We start from the raw sequence: 22156 nt of genomic DNA, 5'->3' as shown, positions 1-22156 counted from the left end.
GGTTACCCGAAGAGCCCGCGGGCCCAGGCGTAGGTGCCGAGCACCTGCGCCAGGATCGGTAGGACGGCCACCCCGGTGGTGACGTCGAAGAACGTCGCCGTGTACTCCCAGAACGGCAGCATCCGTCGCGGCCAGGGCCGCAGCGCCGCCAGCACGAGCGGCACGAGCAGCCCGACGAGCGCGCTGATCAGCACCCACCGCCAGGTGGGCGACAACAGATCGGAGAGCTTCGTGATGACCATGAGGAGGCCGACGGTACCGGCGACCACGAGCGCGCAGCGCTGCCAGAGGCAGAGGAAGGTACGTGAGCGCAACAGGATTGCACTGGCGACCACCAGCACCAGGCTCCACCCGGCCCAACCGGGTGCCCCGACGGTGAAGTGGAACAACACCGGCAGCACCAGCGCCGCCGTCACCATCGCGACGGTCAGGTAGGTGTCCGCGTCGTCGGTGCGCTGCCGGACCTGTTCCGACGTGGTGGGCTCGATGTCGTACGACATGTCCTCGCTGGTCTTCGGTAGTTGCGGACCGCGCAGCCGGGACAGCTTCACCGCCATCCGGGGAGCCAGCACGATCACCACGAAGATCAGCAGGATCGCCACCGCAGCGGCCCGTCGCATGGTCATCCCGCTGCCGTTGCGGATCAGCAGCACCGCCGTGGTGACGAGTCCGGTCAGGCCGACGACCAGCAGGGGCGCGGCCGGCAGGTGGGGGGCGAAGGTCCGGTGGGCGAGCAGCAGGACCGCGGCGACGGCGAGGATCGTGACGGCTGCGGCGAGGACCGCCGTGCCGGTCACCGCGATGCGGGCCGGGTCGCCGTCGACCGCGCTCGACGCGGCGACCGCCGCGAAGCCGGCCGCACCACCGCCGAAGAGCAGCGAGAACGCGCCGTCGTCCAGTTGGCGACCGCAGCACAACGCCGCGACCAGGGACGCGACGCCGAGCGTCCCGGCGGCCACGACCTGCGGCAGCGCCGGCGGGTGCGCGGTGAGCACTGTGGCGACGGCACCCATGACGACGACCGACAGCAGGATGAACAGCGTCCGGCGGTACTCGGGCTGCCACCGGTCGGGGCGACGGTTGACGATGGTGGCGATGCCGTCGGCGAGGTCGTCGAAGTCCAGCTCGGGCAGGGGGTCCTCGGCGGGGCGCAGGTGCAGTTCCTCGCCTTCGAGCCAGTCCAGGCTCTCCGGCGTGCCGGCCAGCTCGAACGGGGGCTGGCCGAGGCGCTGCAACACCCAGGCGCCGTCGCCCGCCCCCGTTTCCCCGCGCGGGTCACCCTCCGTGGTGCGCTGCGCCAGCAGCGGTAGCAGGGCGGCCACCGTGGTGGTCGCCGGGACCGCCAGGTCGACCCTGCGGGCCGGACCGACAACGGTGATCCGGCAGAGTTCGGCGCTGAGCGTGACACCCACCGCTGCTCCCCTCATGTGACGTGTCCGGTCTGGATCAGCTTGACGCTGCGGCGGGTGGCCAGTTGGGCACGTCCGGGTGGCAGTCGGCGTGGTGCCGCCTCACCGAGGAACTTGCCTTCTTCCTTCGGGTACGACAGCAGCGCGGCCGGGGTGCCGAGTTCCCACATGCGGCGCAGGACCGGGTCCATCATGGCTCGCATCGCCCCCGAGGTGCTGCGGGCGACGATCACGTGCAGTCCGATGTAGACCCCCTGCGCCAGCATCGGCAGCAGCGGATCGAGCGCGGAACCCGGAGCGGACGAGCGGGTCATCAGGTCGTAGTCGTCGACGATGACGAACAGCTCCGGCCCCTCCCACCAGTCGCGTCGGCGCATCCGCTCGGAGGAGATCTCCGGGCCCGGCACCCGACGGTTCATCGAGACGGCGGTCTGCCCGGCCAACTCGTGGAGCCGGTCGCCGGTGAAGCCGAACCCGACCTGGTAGTCGGGGGTGATGGCGGTGTCGAGGTCGCGTCGTGAGTCACCGAGGACGACCTTGGCCTGGGCCGGCGTGTAGTGCTGCTGGATGGCCCGCAGCACCAGCCGGAGCAGGTTCGACTTGCCGGTCTCGTTGTCGCCGAGGACCAGCAGGTGCGGGGTGACCATGAAGTCGTGCCACACCGGGGCCAGCCGTTGTTCGTCGCGCCCGATGCAGACCTTGAAGGCCGGTTCCGGCACCGGCAGGCTCTCCACCGGCAGCTGGGTGGGAAGCATCCGGACGCCGGGCGCGGCCGGTCCGGTCCAGAACGTGCTGATCTCCTCGACCGTCGACTTGGTCGCCTCGGCGAGGTCCGCCACCGACGAACTACCGTCCATCCGGGGGAGCGCCCCGAGGAAGTGCAGGCCCTCGTTGGTCAGGCCCCGCCCCGGCTGGGACGGCACGGTGGCCGCCCGGCGGGAGCCCACCTCGGACTCCATCGAGTCCGCGAGCCGTAGCTCCAGCCGGGTGCCGAGCAGATCCCGCAGCCAGGTCCGCATCTCCGACCAGCGGGTGGTGGAGACGATCTCGTGGATGCCGAACGACAGCCCCCGGGAGGCCAGCTCCTGGAACCGGGTCTCCAGGTCGCTGAAGTCCTGCTTCATCGTGTACCAGCCGTCGACGACCAGGAACACGTGCCCGTACGGGTCGTTGATCTCGCCCCGGGCGCGGGCCGCCAGATAGCTGCCGATCGAGTCGAGGCCACGGTTGGCGAACTCGTACTCGCGCCGCTCCATGACCTGCCAGACCTCCTCGATCGTGCGGACCACCCGGTCGCGTTCCATCCGGGTCGCGATGGAGCCGATGTGGGGCAGCCCGGCGAGCGAGGCGAGACCGCCGCCGCCGAAATCGAGCCCGTAGAACTGCACCTCGCGCGGGGTGTTGGTGAGCGCCAGCGCGAGGATCACGCTGCGCAGCAGCGCGGACTTGCCGCTCTGTGGCGCTCCGGCGATGCCGACGTGCCCGTCCGCCCCACCCAGGTCGATGGTGAGCAGTTCCCGCAGCTGGTCGGCGGGACGGTCGACGATGCCGACCGGCACCCGCAGCCGTCCCTGCGCGCCCGGGTCGTCCACGGTCATGCCCCGCACCGGGTCCGGTACGACGCTCGGCAGCAGCGTGTCCAGGCTGGGCGCGGTCGACAGCGGGGGGAGCCACACCTGGCGGGCCGGCGGGCCGGAGCCGGCGATCCGGTCGAGCAGCACCTCCACCAGACTCGGCCCGGTGGCGTTCTCGGCCTGCGACGGCGCGGGTTCGTCGACCGGATCGGCAGCCCGGGTGCGGCCCGGATCGTGCCGGACCGCGACCTGCCGGGTGGTGAACGCAACGACCTCGGCCTCGATCCGTTCGCCCTGGTCGTCCCCACCGTCGGCCAGCCCGTTGCCCTGGTAGGGCCCGGAGACGTAGGCGGACTTGAACCGGACCAGATTGCTGGTGTCGATCTTCAGGTAGCCGTTGCCGGGCTCGGGCGGCAACTCGTAGGCCTTACCGACGCCGATCACCGACCGTGACTCCATCGACGAGAAGGTGCGTAGGGCGAGGCGGTACGACAGGTGACCCTCGACCCGGTTGATCCGCCCCTCGTCCAACCGTTGCGAGGCGAGCAGCAGGTGCACCCCGAGCGACCGGCCGAGCCGACCGATCGAGACGAAGAGATCCATGAACTCGCTCTTGCTGGAGAGCAGCTCGCTGAACTCGTCGACGATGATCAGCAGGACCGGGAACGGCACCAGCTGGACGCCGGCGGCGCGGGCCTTCTCGTAGTCGAACAGCGAGGAGTACCCGCTGGCCCGCAACATCTCCTGGCGGCGGGTCATCTCCCCGTTGAGCGCGTCCTGCATCCGGTCGACGAGCGGCAGCTCGTCGGCGAGGTTGGTGATCACGGCCGAGGTGTGTGGCAGCTTCTCCATCCCGAGGAAGGTCGCCCCGCCCTTGAAGTCCACCAGCACCAGGTTGAGGATCTCCGACGAGTGGGTGGCGGCCAGCGCACAGACCAGGGTCCGCAGCAACTCGCTCTTGCCGGAACCGGTCGCCCCGATGAGCAACCCGTGCGGTCCCATCCCGCCCTGTGCGGACTCCTTGAGATCCAGCTCGATGACCTCGCCGCCCTCGGTGACACCGATCGGCACGGTGAGCCGGTTGCGCTGGGGGGCGCGGGTCCGCCACAGTGCCGCGACGTCGAAGGTGTGCGCGTCCCGGATGCCGAGCAGGGTGGTCAGTTCGAAGTCGCTCTCCAGCGGCTCCTCGACCACGTCGAGGGTGCCGCTGGTGCGTTTGGGGGCGATGATCCGGGCCAGTGCCTCGCACCCGGCGCCGCCGAGGCGGTCCCGCGCCGCCGATCCGGTGGTGTCGCCGGCGGGGAACACGACCTGGTCCCCGTCCAGCGTCAACCGCAGCACCCTGGGCCCGCCGGGCATCTGGCCGGTCAGATCCAGCAGGACCACGTTGCGGATGCCCGCGCCGAGCAGCCGCGAGCTGTCCGGTACGTCGGTCAGGTGCGCGATGATCACCACGAACGGTTCGGTGGCCGACGGTCGCGCCTCCCGATCGTGATCGCCCCGGTCGGTGATCTCCGGGCCGAGCAGGTCGGTCAGCTCCTCGTGGGTGCCGGCGAACATCCGCACCGGGCCCGCGGCGTCGAAGGCGGTCGGGTGGGCGTTGTGTGGCAGCCACTTGATCCAGTCCCACGTGCCCCGGTGGACCTCCGGTGCGAGGACCGCCACCCGCAGGTCGTCCGGTGCGTGCAGGGTCACCATCGCGGCCACCATGGCGCGGACCAGGTCGACGGCCGCCGCCACGTCACCGGAGAACTCGACGCTGGTGAAGCTGCGCAGGCCCACCGAGGTCGGGACGCCGGAGACCGTCCGGTACGCCTCGGAGAAGCGGCGCAACGAGATCGAGGCGAGTGGTTCGAGGTCCTCGATCGGCTTCGTCTGCGGGGGCGTGAACCGCAGCATCGCGTCCTGTCGGCCGAGCCCGATCCGGACCCGGCCGAAGTCCTCGTGGCTGGGCCGTCGCTCCCAGAGTCGGCTGCTCATCGCCACCGACCAGAGCCACTCCGGCTGCGGGTTGTTCCAGATCACCGCCTGGCGCTGCTGCTCGGCGGCCTTGCGTGCCTGCCGGCGGAGTTGGGCGACGTACCGTAGGAAGTCGCGGCGCTCGCCGCGCATCTGCCGCTTGCGCTCGGCTGCCGCCCGGCCGACCTGCATCAAGCCCATGATCAGCATCCCACCGGCCATCGCCCCGCCCATCACGTACATCACCGGGGCCCGGCTGTAGAGGCCGAACATGGCTATCATTCCCCCCATACCGAGACCCATCGGCATGATCATGGCGAACGACCGGAAGTCGAGCGGCGCCTCCTCCGCCATCAACGGCGGCTCCTGCAGTTCGACCTGCCCGCCCGGGGCCTCCGGGCCGCTCGCGCGGGGCGGACGCTTGACCGTGACCGTGCTCATGCCGGCGTACCGTCGTCACTCATCCGAGCACCCCCGGGCCCGCCCCGCCGCCGCCCCAGGCCGAATCGTCCTGCCGGAGCAGGGTGACCGCGTACCGGTCGGGGCGGGGGTGTTCCGCGGTGAGGTACCCGTCCTCCTCGTCGGTCGGCTTCGCGGGGCGGCGCCTGGCGGCCTCCCGCGTCTCGGCCTCCACCCGCTCGTGGCGGGCCGCCTCGTCCATCACCCGCTGCTTCTCGCGCATCAACTCAAGGCGTTCGGCGGCGGTGTACTGCGGGCCGCCGCACATCGTCGGTCGCCCCCCGCCGGGCGGGACCGTCGGACGCTCCCGCCGCCACGCCCTCAGGGGCGGCGGACCGCTCTCGTCAGCCATCGGTCGTCCCTCCTGAACCTTCGGGGTCGCCGGACAACCACCAGATGTCCGCGGTGTCGTCCCACCCCGACGTGTCGACGGTGTGCTCGGCGGGCCGCACGACCGGCACCCGGGCGTCGTCCGCAGCCGGCTCGACACCGGTCCAGGTGGACTCCGCCGCCCGCAGCAGCTCGGCGGCGTCCGGCCGGTCGACCGGCGGCTGTTCCTCAGCGGCCCCGGGCACCGGCAGCGGTACGCCGAGGACCACGATCGGCGCCGCCGGGGCGGCGCTCGTCCGGCCGGACCCGCCCTCCGGCGCACCGGCATCGACGGGGGGAGCATCGCCGGGGTGCCGCGCGGCATCCCGGTCCCGCCCGCCGGTGGCCAGCGGTGGCCCGGGCGGGACCGCTGCCATCGGCGTACCGGTGTCGGAGTCGCTGGCGGGCGTCGGCGCGGTGGCCCGCTCGACCGGCGTGGCGTGGCGGCCCGGCCGTCCGGCCGGCGTACCGGTGGGCGCCTGCGGCCCGACGGGTGGGTGCGAGCCGGGCGTCTCCCAGTCCGCGGTGTCGCCCTCGACCAGGCCGGCGGCGTCGGGGCGCTCCGGCGTCGAACCGTCACCGGTGCCCGACCCGGGCGAACCCGGAACACCCGGCAGGGGCGGCAGTCCGGTCGCCGGCACCAGCCCGGCACCCGGCGGCGGTACGGCACCCGGCGGCGGATCGCCGAGGCCGGGTCGTTGCGCCAAACCCGCGCCACCGGCAGCGGCACCCCCGGGAGCGGACGGAGGACCCACCCCGCCCGTGGCGGGTTGCCAGTCCGACTCGTCACCGTCGACCAGGCCGGCGGCGTCCGGGCGCTCCGGCGTCGAACCGTCACCGGCACCCGATCCGGGCGAACCCGGAGCACCCGGCATCGGCGGCACCAGCGGCACACCACCTCCCGGTACCTGCCCGGACTGGGGATCCCTGCCCCCGGCACCGCCGGGGGTGGCGCCGCCGGGGGCGGACGGATCGCCGGGTTGGAGGGTGTCGGGGATCCAGTCGTCCGGGTCGCCGTCGACCAGTCCGGAGGAGTCCGGGCGTTCCACCCCCGATCCACCGCCAGCTCCGGCACCTGGTGATCCCGGCGTCCCCGGCATCGGTGCAGCGGGCGGCAGCGGACCGCCGCCGGGCGTCTGCCCGCTCCCCGGCGGGCTACCCCCGCCGGGTGGCTCTACCCCGCCGGGTGGCTCGATTCCGCCGGGTGGCTCGATTCCGCCGGGCGGCTCGATTCCGCCGGGTGGGCTGCCCCCGCCCGGCGGCTCGATTCCGCCGGGTGGCTCGACCCCGCTGGGTGGGTTGGCTCCGCCGGGTGGCTCGATTCCGCCGGGTGGGTTGGCTCCGCCGGGTGGCACCGGGCCACCGCCGACCCCGTCGGGGGGCTCGCCGATGGGCGGGACGGGCGGCGGGGTGTTGCCACCGCCCGGTTTTCCGGTGCCCGGCGGGACCGGGATCACCGGCGGGACGATCCCGCCCGGTACGCCATCGCCCCCATCGGGGCCGGAGCCAGGTGGAGCGCCGACGACCGGGGGATCGAAACCGGGCAGACCGTCGCCGCCGGACGGATCGGTGCCGGGCGGCCGGCCGGGAAGCGGCGGGCCGTCGGCGCCCGGCGGATCGCCGCGCAGATTGCTGCGGGGCGGCTGCCCGACAGGCGGACCACCAGCGGGTGGGTCGGCAGGGCCGGCGCCGGGTGGCGGTGCCGGGTCCGGCGGCGGCCCGGCCGGCCGCGGGGTCGGCAGCGATCCGTCCGGGGGCGGCGCCGTCGGGGGATCGGCTGGCCGCCTCGCCGGCGGATCGGTCGGCGGCTCCGTCGGCGAAGGCCGTTCGGTCGGCGGGTCGGTCGGCAGCGGTCGGTCGGTCGGCGGATCGGTCGGCGGGGGCGGCGTCGTCGGCGGGTCGGCCGTCGGGGGCGGCGGGGTTGTCGGACCCTCGGGGCCGAGGCTGCCGTCACCTTCGGGTGCGCTGACCGGGCCGAAGTTCAACTGTGCGTACTGCTTGGCCAGCACCTGTGCGACCTGGAGCATCTGATCCGTCATGGGCCGGGCGAACCGGGTGGAGCTGATCGCCACGTTGCCGCCAGCCGTGTGGTTGGCATGGTTGGCAGCGGCGATCTTCGCCCATTCCACGTCGAGGTAGTCGAGTTGTTCCTGCGCCCACTTCAGATAGCTGCCGCTCATCATCAGCTGGTGTGGCACGCTCGTGGTCCCGGGCATGCCGTCGCCGCCGAGCAGCCGGTCCGCCTGCTCGCCCAGGTACCTGCTGAGGTAGTCCATCTTCGCCAGGAACGCCTCGGCCGCCTTGCCCTGCCAGGGCTTGCCCTCGCCGGCGATCGCGGCCGTGTGCAGGCTGATGAACGTCTCCAGCCAGTGCAGCAGGTTGTACGTCCGCTGGAACGCGTTGGCAGCCTCGATCAGGGTCTGGTGGTTGACCAGGGTCGCGGCGTAGTCGTGTCCGGCTTCGCTCTCGATGGCCGACCCGCCGTTGATCGCCGCCTTGATCCGACGCCAACCGGGGGGATCCATCCGCGCCCAGTTCTCCAGATCGCTGAGATCGTCGATCTGCACGTTGGTCGGAGGAAAGGTCGCCTTCGGGTCCGCGGAGTGGGTCCAGTCCTGTTCCGTGCCCGAGTCTGAATCGCCCATGCCCTACCTACACCGAGACCCTAGATGGATGTGCGGACGCCGACGGGCACCACCGTGCGGCCCGGCCGGCCGCGACGGTCACTTCTCCTTGTCACCCGACTCCTTCCCGCCGCCGTCACCTGATCCGCCAGTGCCGCCCGTACCCGAGGAACTGGTGTTGCCGTAGTCACCGATGTCCTTGATGTGCCCCCACGGATCGGCCATGGCGTTGCCGAACTCCTCCGCGGTCATGGTGTTGAACTCCTTGGTCCGCTTCTCGAAGTCCTTGCCGGTCCGCGCGTTGCCCTCCTCGGTGAGCTCGTACGAGTCGGCCATCTCGAGCAGGCTCAGGCGGAGGGTGTAGAGCGTCTCGTGGATCTTCGTCAGCAGGCCCTGGGTGTCGCCGACCAGACCCGTGCTCTCGCCACTGCCGTGGATCTTGCGCCGCATGACCTCGGCCACGGCGAACAGACCGGGCAGCACCTGCAGCTCAGCGAGTTCGTCACCCGACTTGAGCATGGTGCTGCCGCCCTTGCCGTCCGGGTGGTCGAAGAGCTCCCCGATGGAGTTGGCGAAGTACCGGATGGCCTCGGTGCTGACCTTCAGGTCCCCGTCCTTGTTGTCGCCACCACCGGAGTGGACCCGGACGTCGGGTGGGGAGAACCGACCGTCGATGTCGAGGTGGTCGGACTCGTCGAACCTGTCCCAGTGGATCGAGTCCTCGGCGGGAACATCGTTCTTCTTGTAGTCCTCGACCAGCTCTTTCCAGCTGTCGGTGTCGGTCACCTCCGCCGTGTACCAGTCCCAGGCCGCCCGCTCCTCCGTCGTGTAGTCCGACCAGTCGACCTTGTCGTACTGACGGTTGCTCGACGCGATGTCGGCCTGGACGCGGTCGATGACCGCCTGTATCCAGCCATCCGGATGCTTCTGCGAATATCCGTCGACCTCGCCGCGGTTGAACTCGTCCAGGATCCCTATCTGGTCGATGGCCCTGTCGTTGGGATAGCTGAAATCGATGGAAGCCATCCGTCCACCACCTCTCCTGCGCGGCCGGCTCTAGGAACTGGTGCCGGGGGCACCGGCTGCCGGGGGGACACCAGCCCCGGCAGCCGGCCTGCACTCAACCGCCGCGGACCTGGTTCCAGATCTTGGTGTGCCGCTGCTCGGTGGTCCCGTAGTTGTCCGAGATCGCCAGCAGCGTCCGGCGGGCCTGTTCGAGCTGCACCGTCATCTCGTCCGCGGCACTGCGCCACTCGGCCTTCGCCACGTGGTAGGCGCTGCGGGCATCACCGGACCAGTCCTCGATGCTCCGCTCGACGTTGCGTTCCATTTCGTCCAGCGCGCCAGAGATCCGGCCGTTGACGCGATTCATGTCGTACAGGGTGGCGTCGGCCTGGTTGAAGTCGAACCGGTAGTTGGACACCTGCGGGTCCTTTCGCAGAGGTGGGGGTCAGACTCCGGGAAGTGCCGTCAGGAAGGAGCTGGCGGTCTGCGAGGCCTCCTCCTCGGCCGCCCGGTAACCGGCGGTCGTGGCGCCCATCACGTCCATCATGTTCAGCAGCTTGTCGATGATGACCTGGAAGGCCCGCTCCCAGTTGTCCATCGCCTGGTTGAAGGTGGTGGAAGCGGTGCCGTGCCAGCTCCCCTGGAGGATGGCCATCTGCCCGTTGACGTAACGCAGGTGGCCGACGAACTCCTGGGCCTTGTTGGCGAACTCGGTGGCCGCCGCCTGCATGCCCGGGTCGGTGGTCTGCACCGTTGGCATGGTCACCATGAACTCCCTTCGTCGTACGTTGCGAAGACGACGTCGAACTCCCTGCTCGGCGTCCGCCGTGCCGAAGATTGCTGGCGACCGGCCGTCCGCGGCAAGCTCCGCACCGGGTCGATGTCCGAATGACAGCTCAACCTTGCCTACTTCCCCCCTCGACGTCCGGCGGCCGACGGCACGCCGGCGACCGTACGGTCGGGAAGAGACCCTGCACGTTCCTGCCCGGAAAGCGGCCCGCCCCTTCCACCCCCGGCGGGGCCGGTCCTGTACTGGGGGCCGCGGCGGAAGGGGGTCGACGATGAGCTTCGACGAACGGGTCGAGAAGCTGTTCGCGGAGTACGAACGCCAGCGCAGCGGCCTGACCGACCTTCAGGAACGGATGGGGAAGGTGCGGGGCTCCGCCACCTCCCCCCGCCGCGAAGTGACGGTCACCGTCGGGCAGAACGGCGTGCTGACCGAGATCGGCTTCCCGACCGGTGCGTACCGGCGGATGACCCCGACCGAGTTGCAGGCCACCATCATGCAGACCTTCGCCGAGGCGAAGGAGCAGGTCATGGAGCAGGCGGCGGAGGTCATCGGGCCGCTGCTGCCGGACGGCATGGACGTGGCCAGGATGGTCCGTGGCGAGGCCGGCCCCGACATGTACCTACCGCCGGAGGGTCCCCGGCTGACCAGTGGGGTCCGCAGGCTGCTCGGCCTCAGCCCGGAGCAGCCGTGAGCCAGCCGAGGGGAGCCGTCTGGGTCGACCCCGAGGGCGTCATCTCGGTCGGCGACTCGTACGCCCAGCACACCGCCCACTACGACGAGTGTCTCCGTCAGCTGGGTCTGATCCGGGCGCGGTACACACCCGCGTGGGGCGACGACGAGATCGGCAACCAGTTCCAGAAGCAGTTCGACCAGACGATGGACGTCGTCGAGGGCGCGGTGCGTGGCGTCAACGGTCTGCTGGAGTACGCGGCGGTCGGACTGCGCGTCAGCGGCGAGGGCTACCGGCAGGCGGACGAGGACGCGACCGGGGCCGGGCGTGTGATCGCCAACGAGTTCGTGAAGTTGCCACCGGAGGCCGGTGCCGGACAGGTCGTGCCCGGCGAGCCCGCCCAGCCCGCCGGACAGCCGCTGCGTCACGGGCAGCTGCTGCACCACGGGCGGGCGCTGTCCGAGGGGCGGCTGACGTACCGGGGGCAGACGGTCTCGCAGCTGGCTCCCCGGCAGGGCGACGACTCGATGACGCGGGGCATGGCCGTCCCCGGCGCGATCGGCGAACCCGCGGAGTCGCTCGACAAGCTTCCGGCATCGAGCATGCCGGCCGGGTTCGCGGCGGCACTGCCCGCGATCTCCGCCTACCGACCGTACGACACCACAGGCGTGCTCGTCGACGGTGAGCCGATTCCCCCGGGATACCAGTTGCAGGCGCTGGCGACCTTCCCGGACGGCACCTCGCGGCTCGACGCCAACTACTACGACTCGATCATCCCGCTGGGCGGCCGGCGGCCGACCAGCGGCGACGGAACACCCATCGACGGCAACGGTGACCAGTTGTTCCTGGTCAAGCCCAAGTCGGACGCCGGTGTCGATGCCAGCGTGCCCGGTTACCGTCCACTGCTGGTCAGCTTCGACGCCAGCGGCGCGGCGACGCCGTTGATCGTGAATCCCGCCTGACGTCGTCGCGATGGCCGACTTCCACATTCCCGACGACCCCAACTGGCAGTGGGCGTACGACGCCATCCTCTACACCGTCGGGGAGCGGTTTCCCAAGGGTGACCCGTCGCAGCTGCAGGCGCTCGACGTCGAGCTGGAACAGTTCGGCGCGAACCTGGGTAGTGGGATCGCCGCGACCCAGGCGCTCGCCGCCGGGCTGCGGGGCAGTCTCGACGGCCCTGCCGCCGACGCGTTCGCCCAGTTCCAACAGACGATCACCAGGCCGATCCCGCCGGCCATCCGCAAGGCCCTGGTCGCCGGCCAGATCGCCGACCAGGCCAACAAGCTGATCGACTACGTCCAGACCGAGATCACCGTGGCGGCGTTCACGATCGTCCTGGACATCGCGGCGGCGCTGGCCACCGGCTTCGGTGCCTCGCTCGTTCCCGCCTATCTCAAGATCGGCCAGGAGGTCACCGGGGCGCTGCTGGACTGGTTGGACAGCCACCTGCACCAACTGGTGGTCCGGCTGGCCCTGGAGGCTGCCGGGGAGGGCGTGCAGGAGGGCGCCGAGAACGTCGCCGCCCAGACCATCGTGATCGCCAAGGGCAACAGCGACGGGTTCAACTGGTCGGGTCTGGCGGAGTCGATCGGCGCCGGTGCCACCATCGGCGCGGTGGCCGGCGGGGTCCACCTGATCGGCGGCAGGTACTTTCCCCGACTCGCCGGCAACACCCACGGGGGTGCCGGGCTGGGTGCCGGGGGAGAGCTGCTCGGTGAGTTCGTCTACCTGTCCATGACCGGCGCCCTCGACGGTTTCGACCCGCTGGCCACCGCCACCTCGTCCCTGATCGGGTCGTACGCCAGCCGTTACGCCCACGACGCCGGCAATGCGCTCGGTGGCGGCCCCGCCGGGCCCGACCCGTCCGGTGTCGGCCCGTCCAGGGACCTCGCGGGTCCGGGCCTCGGATCCGGCTCCACGGGGACCGGTGGAGCCGGCACCGACGGGAAGGGTGGCAACCGACCCCGACCCGATGGTTCGACGAACCTCAGGGGCGGCCCGCTGGGCCCGGACGGCAGGTCGGTCCCGGGTACCGGCACCGACGGTGCTCCGGCGGGCGGCGGCGAACCGACGCCGGCCACCCCACCCGCCCAGCAGCCGCCCGCCCAGCAGCCACCCGCCGATGCCGGCGGCTCCACCCCGCCGGCCGGCACCGTCGACGGCGACCAGCGGACATCCCGGCAGCCCGGCGATCCGTCGGGGGCGGGATCCCGCGTCCCGCCGCCGGCGGGGCGCACCGACCTGGTGCGCGGTCCCTCCGCCGGCGCGGACCCGGGCCGAGGTCTGCCCGGCTTCGACGCCCCGCTTGCCGGTCTCCCGGTGGACCGGGCCGTCACCGGGTCGCCGGACGGCGCGGTCCGGGCCCCCGAGGGTGGTCCGTCGATCGTCGAACGCCCGGCAACCGGGCTCGCCCCGGACCCGGTGCGCGACCCCGCCGGTCAGCATGCCGACCCGGTGAGCGGCCCGCCCCGCCAGCTACCCGACCCGGTGGGCGGCCCATCCGGTGCCGACGGGCAGGTGCCGCCGTCGCCCCAGCCCCTGTCGCCTCCGCCGGCCGCCTCCGCGCCGCCCACCGCCCCGCCGCCGGTCCCGGCGGCGGTGGACCCCGCAGCGCAGCAGCCGGGTACCCCGCCGCCGGTGGGGTCCGGCCCACCCGGTCAGGCCGGGCCACCCCCCGTCACCACCGGGCCGGGCGAGCCGGCGGACCCGAACGCGGACAGCTCCGGTACGCCGGCACCGCTGGCCCCACCGGCCACCGTGCCCTCCGCGCCGCCGCTCGTGGTGCCCCCCGGCCCGGTGGCCACGGAGGTGCCCGGCCCGGCCGGCGGTCCGCCGGTGTCATCGGGTCCGGGGAGCACTCCGGCTACCGGGAGCCAGCCGACCGTTCCGGGCGGGACACCGGCTCCGGCCCTCGGCGGTGCCGCGGAGCCGCGCGACCGGCTGGTCGAGTTCGACCGGTCCGGGTCGTCGACCACCTCGGGCACCGCGGATCAGGTGCCGCTCCCGCGGGACGCGACGGGCGGTGGTCCCGTGCCGACCCCGACCGGGCTGCCCGCCGGCCCCACGGTGGCCGGCCCGACGACCGTCGCTCCCCCCGCCGCACCGGTCACCGGACCGTCCGGCATCCCGACGGCGGGGCCGTCCCCGACCGCCGGTGCTGCCGCCGGCTCACCGCCGGGCACGGCCGAGCCGAGGGCCGGTTCGGCGGCGGGCGCGAACGACCGGTCGGTTGCGGTGCCGATCGACCCGCCGTCCTACCTGGAGTCTTCCGCACCGGTGCCGGCCCCTGCGGCGGACCGGGAACCGGATCCGCCGCCTCCGCCGTACGAGGTCGCGCAGAGCACACCGCTGTCGACGCCGCCCGTCGAGGGGGACCGGAGGGACGGTGCTGCGAAGCCGCCCCCGCAGGGGCACTCCCGGACCACGATCCGCCCGGTGGCCCCCGATCCCGCGCCGCCGTCGCCGCCGGCAGGAAAGGTCGAGCCCCCGCCGGTGCCTCGACCGGCGACCACGGTCGAGGGCCCCGGGACACCGTCGTGGCCCGACCCCGACCACGAACCCGACCCCGACCGCGACCGCGACCACGAACCCGACGTCAGGCGCGAAGCCGACCCCGACCGCGTACCCGACTCCGCAGGCCGGCCCGGCGGCGACCCGGACGGACGTACGACGGTGGTGCCGCCGGGCGACGGGAAGGCCGGCCCGCGGGGGGTCGCCGTGGAACTCCCGCCGTCCGGAACGGGGCCGTCGCTACGGGACGTGCCGCCCGCCGTGGTGGCCAAGGCGACAGTCGAGACGACCTGCGTCGGTGACCCGGTCGACGTGACGACCGGCCGCGTCATCTATGCCGAGACCGACCTGGCGCTGCCCGGCCTGGCCCTGGAGCGTACCCACCGCTCGGACTACCGCTGGGGCCGCTCCTTCGGCCCGAGCTGGGCATCCACCCTGGACCAGCGCGTCGTCGCCGACGGGTCGCGGGCCTGGTTCCTGGCCGCCGACGGGTCGATCCTCAGCTACCCGCTGCCCGCCGAGGGCCGGGCGGCGTTGCCCGTCCTCGGCCGCCCCGTCCCGCTGCGGCGGTTGGTCGGCGGCGGCTGGTCGCTCACCGACGGGGAGACCCTGCTGCTGTTCGCCCCCGCCGTGGACGGTCAGGCGGCGATGCTGTCCGACGTCGCGACGGTGCGCACCCGGTGGCACGTCGCCCGCGACGGCGAGGGCACCCCCACGCGCCTGGAGTCGTCGTCCGGCGACCGGGTGGAGTTGCAGACCCGCGACGGCCTGGTGACCGGCGCGTGGTTCGTGCCCGTCGACGCCGACTCCGACGGGGTCGCGCTGCCGGCCTTCGGGTACGACGAGCGACGTCGCCTCGTGGAGGTGCGGAACTCCTCCGGGGACCCGGTGCGGCTCGGCTACGACGCGGACGGCCGGATCGTGCGGTGGGAGGACCGCAACGGCGAGTGGTACACGTACGCCTACGACGGGGCGGGCCGGTGCGTGCGCACCGACGGCAGCGGCGGCCACCTGCGCTACACGTTCGGGTACGGCGACGGCGTCACGATCGTGACGGACTCGCTCGGCGGCGTGCACCGCTACGAGCTCGACGACAACCTCCAGGTCACCGCGGTCACCGATCCACTCGGCGTCACCACCCGTACCGCGTGGGACCCGACGGGCCGGTCGTGGTCCCGGACCGACCCGCTCGGGCGGGTCACCCGGTTCGCCTACGACGAGGCGGGTCGCCAGGTCGCGACGGTCCGCCCGGACGGCAGCCCGTACCCGGTCGCCGAGGACGGCGGGTGGGCGGACGGCGTACCCGGACGTGAATTTGATCTTGATGGTCTGGGTCGGCTCAGGTCGGTGCGGCTGCCGGACGGCGTCGTCACGGAGTTCGGCTGGACCGCCGAGGGCGACCTGGCCTGGCGCACCGGCCCGGACGGCTCCACCCAGCAATGGCATTACGACGGCGAAGGGAATCTGGTGGAAACCATCGACGCTCAGGGGCGTTCGGCACATATCGAATACGGTGCGTTCGATCTGCCCACCGCGCGGATCGACGAGGCGGGCAACCGCACCGAGTTCACCTACGACACGGAGCTGCGGCTGGTCGCGGTCACCAATCCGGCGGGCCGGGTCTGGCGCTACAGCTACGATCCGGCCGGGCGGCTCACCACGGAGACCGACTTCGACGGACGCACCCAGCGCTACGGCTACGACGCGGCCGGGCAACTGACCAGCCGCACGAACGCCACGGGCGACACCGTCCACTACGTCCACGACCTGCTCGGACGGGTGGTCGAGCGGCGGGCCGGCGGCGCCGTCACCCGGCTGGAGTACGACGACGCCGGCCACCTCGCCAGGGTGCGCAGCCCGGACGCGGTGGTGCGGTTCGAGCGGGACGCCGAGGGCCGGATCGTCGCCGAGACGATCAACGGCCGCACCGTGCGCACCTCCTACCAGGGGGAGCAGGCGCTGACCCGGACCACACCGTCGGGCCGGTCAAGCCGGTGGACCCTCGACGCACAGGGCCGGCCGGTCATGCTCGCCACCGGCGCACACGTCGTGCGGTTCGACCACGACGCGGCCGGGCGGGAGATCAGCCGGACCGTCGACGACGTGGTGGCGTTGCGGCAGACGTTCGACGAGGCGGGCCGCCTGACCGCGCAGCACGTCGCCGAAGCCGCCGTGCGTGGCTTCGGCTACGACGCCACCGACCGGGTCGTCGCGATCACCGACACGCTCGACGGCGACCGTTCGTTCCACGCCGACGAGACCGGACGGATCCACACCGTCACCGCCGGCGGCACGGAGCGGGAACGGTACGAGTACGACGCGGCCGGCAACCTCGTCGGCACCGGTGCCGGGCGCTGGGAGTTCGCCGGCGGCACGCTCCTGCGCTCGGACGACGCGCGGTTCACCTACGACGGGAAGGGCCGCCTGACCACCCGGATCGACGCCGCCGGCAGCTGGCGGTTCAGCTGGGACGCCGAAGACCGGCTGACCCACGCCGTCACGCCCGGCGGCGACCGGTGGCGCTACCGCTACGACGGCTTCGGTCGCCGCATCGCCAAGCAACGCCTGGCTGCTGACGACACGGTTCTGGACGAGGTGACCTTCTCCTGGGCCGGTGACCTGATGGTCGAGCAGACCGACGGCACCGGCACCGTCTCGTGGGACTACCGGCCCGACGGGTCCGCACCGGTCACCCAGACCAACGGCGACGACAGGCTGCACACCGTCGTCACCGACGCCGTCGGTACGCCCACCCACCTGGTGGAGTCCGGCGGTCAGCTGCGCTGGTGGTCGCGCGGCGACCTGTGGGGCCGCACCGGTGACCCGGCCGGCACCCCGCTGCGCTTCCCGGGGCAGTACCACGACACCGAGACCGGCCTGCACTACAACCGGTTCCGCTACTACGACCCGGCTACCGCCCGCTACCTCAGCCCCGACCCGCTCGGACTGGCCGGTGGACCCAACCCGACCGCGTACGTCGACGACCCACTGACCAGCATCGACCCACTCGGCCTGGCCCCGTGCAAGCCCGGCAAGAGAAAGAGCGGGAGCGGCCACCGGTCGTCGCGGCACAGTTCGCACCACAGGCACAGTTCGCACGGCGAACCGAGCAGCCTCCCGCCGGAGGCGGCCCCACCGGCGACGGACGAGCTGGTCGGCGGGCCGCAGCCCGAGCTGGAGGCCGCCTTCGGCCCCTACGCCCCCCTCGCCGACGACGACCAGCACGCGTTGCAGTACTCCGTCAGCCAACTCTCCTCGGAGGGATCCTCGTACAACACGCTCCAGGAGAACCTTCCGCCGCTGCCTCCACCGGGCTCGCGGATCGACTTCCAGCAGGCACAGCGTGACTGGGAGAAGATCGAATATCGCATGTCCCGCTATGACAAGCTGTGGAAGAACAGCGAGATCAGGAGTGCTTACGAGGACTTCAAGAAACAGCTTGAGCTGGAGCTTCAGCTAAAGGACCAGGGCCGGTCCGATGCCGAGATCGACGCCGAGGTGGTCCAGCGGCTCGGCTCCGACAAGGTCGAGCCTTTCGCGCAGCTCATGGCGGACAACCATGCTTTCTCCGTCCCGGCGAAGTGGTGGCAAAAAAACCAGAAGAAGAGCGACTTCGACACCCGGCTGACCCAGGCCGTCGAGGATTACCGGTCACATCTCGCCCTCTGGGGAAAGATCGGCCCCGCAGTCGCCGAACGGATTGCCGACCAGTCCGGCAGCCGGATGCTCGAGGCCTCGCCCGGTGGGCAGATCTTCGACAATGTGATGCTCGGGGCCTCCAATTACGACAACTACCCGCCCGGCTTCACCCGACTGTGGGAAAAATTCTCCTACCAGCTCGTGGCGGTCACCAAGGGCATGGTCGACGCACACGTGTACCGGGCGGTCATGGTCGGGAGCGTCCTGGACACCGTCGAAGCAAAGATCCTGTTCGACAAGGTGGAGAAGAAGGAGATCGACGGCCTTCGTATCGTCGCCTGGGAGTTCGTCGACGATAACAAGATCGCCAAGGCGGGCGAGTACATCGTCACCAGGCAGCAGTCCTACGACGAGCGGGTACCGAAGCTCTACAGGGGCAAGACCTCGCCGTCGTTCGACGCGCACCAGCAACAGCTCTACGAGCAGCGCTCGTACCGGCGCGAGGATTACAACCGGATCGGGCTGCAGAACTCGATGTCCGACGTTCCGCCGGTCGAACGGAGAGACAGCAACTACATCTTCGTGGTCTCCGACGCGAGTCAGCCCGAGATCTCCGAGAGCCCCGAGAGCATCACCAGAAAGCTCTCGGAGGCACAACGGAACGAAACGCCCCACAACCCGGTGGCCATGCTGGACCAGATGTTGGCCGTGCTCGAGTACGCCCAGGACAACCAGGGGCGGTCGGGCAGCGATGCCTCGGTCGTCGATCTCACGGACAACCTCTCGAACACGTTCCTGGACTCCGGCCGTGACCGGTACGGCTCAGGCGACAGCATTCCGGTGCCCCCGACCCGGAACAACAGCGCGCTGGACTCGAACGACGCCACCTTTGGCAACCTTCTGGAGAACCCGGGTCCGAGCCCGCGCGGATCTGACTACTCGCCCACGCTCGATGCCGTGCCGGAGAACGAACCCGCCACGGACTGGCGTCACTTCAATGACGACTGGCAAGCTTACGATCTGCCTGCGGCCGACACGACGCGCAGGGACTCCCACGAGGTGGCGCCGTCCGAGTACAGCTACCGGTCCCACGGCTCACGCAGGAGATCCAACCGGCACCCGAGCAGGACGGTCTCCGATCCCCGCAGCAGGTCCGGCAGCTCCCGCACGTCCAGCGGGTCAGGCAGCTCGCACCGCGACCAGGGCAGCCCGAATGCCGATCCCGGCAGGACCACCCGGGACCCCGGCACCGAGGAGACGTACCAACCGGAGCAGGCGTACCAGCCGGAGCTGCAGTACCAGTCGGAGCAGGCGTACAGCCAGGATCAGACGTACAGCCAGGAACAGACGTACTATCCGGAGTCGTCGGAGAGCTACTACCAGGAGTCTTCCTCCGGTGCCTACCAGGCGTCCTATTTCGACCAGCCGGCCGCCGACCAGGTGGTCTACGCCGACTACTCGGGTGTGCCGTTCAGCTACCCGCCGGCCTCGTCGGCGAAGAGCACCGATGAGACGTACTGCGAAGCAGACCCGATCGATGTGACCACCGGCCGGATGATCCTCACCGGGACCGACGCGACGCTGCCGGGCCTCCCGCTGGTGCGCACCTACCGCTCCGACTACCAGTGGGGCCGGTCCTTCGGCAGGTCCTGGGCCTCGACCCTGGACCAACGGGTCATCGTCGACGGCGAGCAGGTCCGTTACCTGGCCGCGGACGGGTCCATTCTGACCTATCCGCTGGTCGCCGAGGGTGCGACGGCGTTGCCGGTGCTCGGGCGGGCATTGCCTTTGCGCCGGTTGACGGGCGGCGGCTGGTTGCTCACCGACCCGGAGCCCGGTCGGGCGTGGGTGTTCGCCCCGGCACACCGTGGTGAGTCGCTGCTCAGCGACGTGACCGACGGCGGCGTCCGGTGGTCGATCCTGCGCGACGACGCCGGCACCGTCACGGAACTGCGCTCCTCGTCGGGCGCGACGATCGAGTTCAGCTCCGCCGCAGGGCTGATCACGGCGCTGCGCCTGCCGGACCAGGACGGGGTGCTGGTGGAGGCGTCCCGGTTCACCTACGACCAGGACCGCCAGCTGACCGAGGTGGTCAACTCCTCGGGCGACCCCGAACGCTTCGCGTACGCCGACGGGCGGATCGTGCGGTGGGAGGACCGCAACGACGAGTGGTACACCTACGCCTACGACGAGGCCGGCCGCTGCGTCGACACCGACGGCAAGGGCGGCTACCTGCGCTACCGGTTCGCGTACTCCGACGGTCTGACGGTCGTCACCGACTCGCTCGGTGCGACGCGCACCTACCAGCTCAACGACCGCTTCCAGGTGATCGCGGAGACCGACGCGCTCGGCGCGACGACCCGGCACGAGTGGGACGACGCCTACCGACTGCTGTCACGGACCGACCCGCTGGGCCGGACGACGACCTACGAGTACGGTGCCGACGGGCGTCCGACCGTGGTCACCAGGCCGGACGGCAGCCGGGCCCTGACCAGCTTCGACGAGCAGGGCCGGGCCACCTCGTGGACGGACTTCGACGGCTCGACCGTCCGCCGGGAGTTCGACACCGACGGGCGGGTGCTGGCCGAGATCGACGCGAGCGGCGAGGTCGTGCGCTTCGACCGGCCCGCCGAGAACGGCCGGGGCACGGCCATCCAGGTCGGTCCGGCGGTCGTCGTCCGCGACGCGGCACGTCGGGTCACGGCGATCAGCACCACCGATGGTGACACCAGGTACACCTACGACCGGCTCGGCCGGGTCGTCTCCATCACGACCGACCAGGGCACCACCGAGGTCGGCTGGACGTTGGAGGGTGACCTGTCCTGGCGGGAGAACCCGGACGGCAGTGTCGAGGAGTTCGGCTACGACGGCGAGGGCAACCTGGTCGAGACACTCGACGCCACCGGCCGCCGCACGTTCTTCGAGTACGGCGCGTTCGACCTGGTGACGGCCCGGATCGAGGAGGAGGGCGACCGGACCGAGTACGCGTACGACACCGAGCTGCGGCTGACCACCATCACCAACCCGGCGGGTGAGACCTGGCGGTACACCTACGACCCGAACGGGCGGGTGACCGAGGAGACCGACTTCCAGGGCCGCACCCAGCGGTACGCCTACGACGCCGCGGGCCAACTCGTCGCACACACCGACGCGGCGGGAGCGGTCACCCACTTCGGCTACGACCTGCTCGGCCGGGTGGTCGAGCGCCGTACCGGCGACGCCGTGACCCGGCTGACCTACGACGCGGCCGACCGGCTCGTCTCGGCCGTCGACGCCGACTCGGAGATCCGGTTGGAGCGGGACACGATCGGCCGGATCATCGCCGAGACGGTCAACGGACGTACCGTGACCAGCTCGTACGGTGGACAGGGGGACGCCGTCACCGCGCGGACCCGCCCGTCCGGCGCGGTGACCAGGTGGTCGTACGACGAGTCCGGCCGGCCGACCGTCCTGGTGGCGGGCGGACAGCAGCTCCGGTTCGCCTACGACGGTGGACGTGAGGTGAGCCGCAGCTGGGACGCGGGCCTGACGATCCGGCACGACACCAGCCGGGCGACGGCACCGGATCAGGGCACGGGTGAGTCGGGCGACGTCAGGTACACGCTGGATGCCGTGGGCCGGCCGGTCACCCGTTCGGACGCCGCGGGTGACTGGCACCTCACCTGGGACAACCGGGACCGGCTGACCACTGTCACCACGCCCGGTGGCGACAGCTGGCACTACCGGTACGACGCGTTCGGGCGGCGGATCACCAAGCAGCGCCGCAGCGCGAAGGGTTCGGTGCTCGAAGAGACCGGCTTCGTGTGGTCCGGCGACCTGCTGGTCGAGCAGCACCACCGGGTTGGTCGCGGTCCTGTCACCACCACGGCCTGGGAATACCACCCGACTGTGGCGCACCCGCTCGTCCAGATCGCGGACGGCACGGTGCACGCGGTGCTGACCGACGAGGCCGGCACCCCGACGCAGGTCATCGGCATCGACGGCAGCCAGCCGGGCGAGCCGGGCGACATCCCCCTGCGGTCCGCCGGCCGGTACCGGGACGCGGAGACCGGATTGCAGTACGACGGTTCCCGCTTCTTCGACCCGGCCACGGCCCGCTTCCTGCCGGAGCCACGGTTGGCCCCGGTGCCCGTGAGCTGAACCCC

The 22156-nt window shown here is 71.7% G+C and carries 10 protein-coding genes; 3 read left to right on the top strand and 7 right to left on the bottom strand.

The genetic code is table 11. The features are described from left to right. Positions 1 to 2: 2 nt before the first annotated feature. The 7 genes from eccD to AB0B63_RS00860 all read right to left on the bottom strand — a co-directional run bounded on the left by eccD (position 3) and on the right by AB0B63_RS00860 (position 10165). Positions 3 to 1427 carry a type VII secretion integral membrane protein EccD gene (gene eccD / locus AB0B63_RS00890; RefSeq protein WP_357013454.1) on the bottom strand — a complete coding sequence of 475 codons (1425 nt, stop codon included), beginning with the start codon at positions 1425 to 1427 and terminating at the stop codon, positions 3 to 5. After that, positions 1424 to 5383: a type VII secretion protein EccCa gene (gene eccCa / locus AB0B63_RS00885; RefSeq protein ID WP_357013452.1), complete on the bottom strand. Its 3960-nt coding sequence runs from the start codon at positions 5381 to 5383 to the stop codon at positions 1424 to 1426. The genes eccD and eccCa overlap by 4 nt, the downstream gene beginning before the upstream one ends. Before the next feature lie 19 nt (positions 5384 to 5402). Beyond that, positions 5403 to 5753, bottom strand: coding sequence for a hypothetical protein (locus AB0B63_RS00880; protein WP_208567621.1), 351 nt, complete (start codon positions 5751 to 5753; stop codon positions 5403 to 5405). After that, the gene (locus AB0B63_RS00875; protein WP_357013450.1) at positions 5746 to 8415 is read right to left on the bottom strand and encodes a hypothetical protein; all 2670 of its coding nucleotides are present in this window, start codon (positions 8413 to 8415) and stop codon (positions 5746 to 5748) included. Before AB0B63_RS00875 ends, AB0B63_RS00880 begins: the two co-directional genes overlap by 8 nt. Positions 8416 to 8493: 78 nt before the next feature. Next, a complete protein-coding gene (locus AB0B63_RS00870) occupies positions 8494 to 9420 on the bottom strand; it encodes a hypothetical protein (protein ID WP_357013448.1) in 927 nt (308 codons plus the stop codon). A 94-nt stretch (positions 9421 to 9514) separates the two neighbouring features. Next, positions 9515 to 9817 (bottom strand): WXG100 family type VII secretion target, encoded by a 303-nt coding sequence (locus AB0B63_RS00865; RefSeq protein WP_208567618.1) that lies wholly within the window; start codon positions 9815 to 9817, stop codon positions 9515 to 9517. A gap of 27 nt (positions 9818 to 9844) precedes the next feature. Beyond that, positions 9845 to 10165, bottom strand: coding sequence for a WXG100 family type VII secretion target (locus AB0B63_RS00860; protein ID WP_208567617.1), 321 nt, complete (start codon positions 10163 to 10165; stop codon positions 9845 to 9847). A gap of 295 nt (positions 10166 to 10460) precedes the next feature. On the opposite strand from AB0B63_RS00860, the gene AB0B63_RS00855 reads away from it, so the two are divergent. The 3 genes from AB0B63_RS00855 to AB0B63_RS00845 are packed head-to-tail and all read left to right on the top strand — an operon-like array spanning position 10461 to position 22151. Beyond that, on the top strand, positions 10461 to 10880 hold the full coding sequence (locus AB0B63_RS00855; RefSeq protein WP_208567616.1) for a YbaB/EbfC family nucleoid-associated protein: 420 nt from the start codon (positions 10461 to 10463) through the stop codon (positions 10878 to 10880). Continuing rightward, positions 10877 to 11821 carry a hypothetical protein gene (locus tag AB0B63_RS00850; RefSeq protein WP_357013444.1) on the top strand — a complete coding sequence of 315 codons (945 nt, stop codon included), beginning with the start codon at positions 10877 to 10879 and terminating at the stop codon, positions 11819 to 11821. The genes AB0B63_RS00855 and AB0B63_RS00850 overlap by 4 nt, the downstream gene beginning before the upstream one ends. A 10-nt stretch (positions 11822 to 11831) precedes the next feature. Continuing rightward, positions 11832 to 22151 (top strand): DUF6531 domain-containing protein, encoded by a 10320-nt coding sequence (locus AB0B63_RS00845; protein ID WP_357013441.1) that lies wholly within the window; start codon positions 11832 to 11834, stop codon positions 22149 to 22151. Positions 22152 to 22156: the final 5 nt, after the last annotated feature.

Origin of the sequence: Micromonospora sp. NPDC049081, from assembly GCF_040648835.1 — a bacterium.
GTDB lineage: Bacteria > Actinomycetota > Actinomycetes > Mycobacteriales > Micromonosporaceae > Micromonospora > Micromonospora antibiotica.
Note: the sequence above shows the minus strand (reverse complement) of the source record. Positions and strands in the feature narration are given on the sequence as shown.

Coding starts and splice junctions, on each gene's coding strand:
- eccD (WP_357013454.1), bottom strand. CDS start 1,427: ATGAGGGGAGCAGCGGTGGGTGTCACGCTCAGCGCCGAACTCTGCCGG.
- eccCa (WP_357013452.1), bottom strand. CDS start 5,383: ATGAGCACGGTCACGGTCAAGCGTCCGCCCCGCGCGAGCGGCCCGGAG.
- AB0B63_RS00880 (WP_208567621.1), bottom strand. CDS start 5,753: ATGGCTGACGAGAGCGGTCCGCCGCCCCTGAGGGCGTGGCGGCGGGAG.
- AB0B63_RS00875 (WP_357013450.1), bottom strand. CDS start 8,415: ATGGGCGATTCAGACTCGGGCACGGAACAGGACTGGACCCACTCCGCG.
- AB0B63_RS00870 (WP_357013448.1), bottom strand. CDS start 9,420: ATGGCTTCCATCGATTTCAGCTATCCCAACGACAGGGCCATCGACCAG.
- AB0B63_RS00855 (WP_208567616.1), top strand. CDS start 10,461: ATGAGCTTCGACGAACGGGTCGAGAAGCTGTTCGCGGAGTACGAACGC.
- AB0B63_RS00845 (WP_357013441.1), top strand. CDS start 11,832: ATGGCCGACTTCCACATTCCCGACGACCCCAACTGGCAGTGGGCGTAC.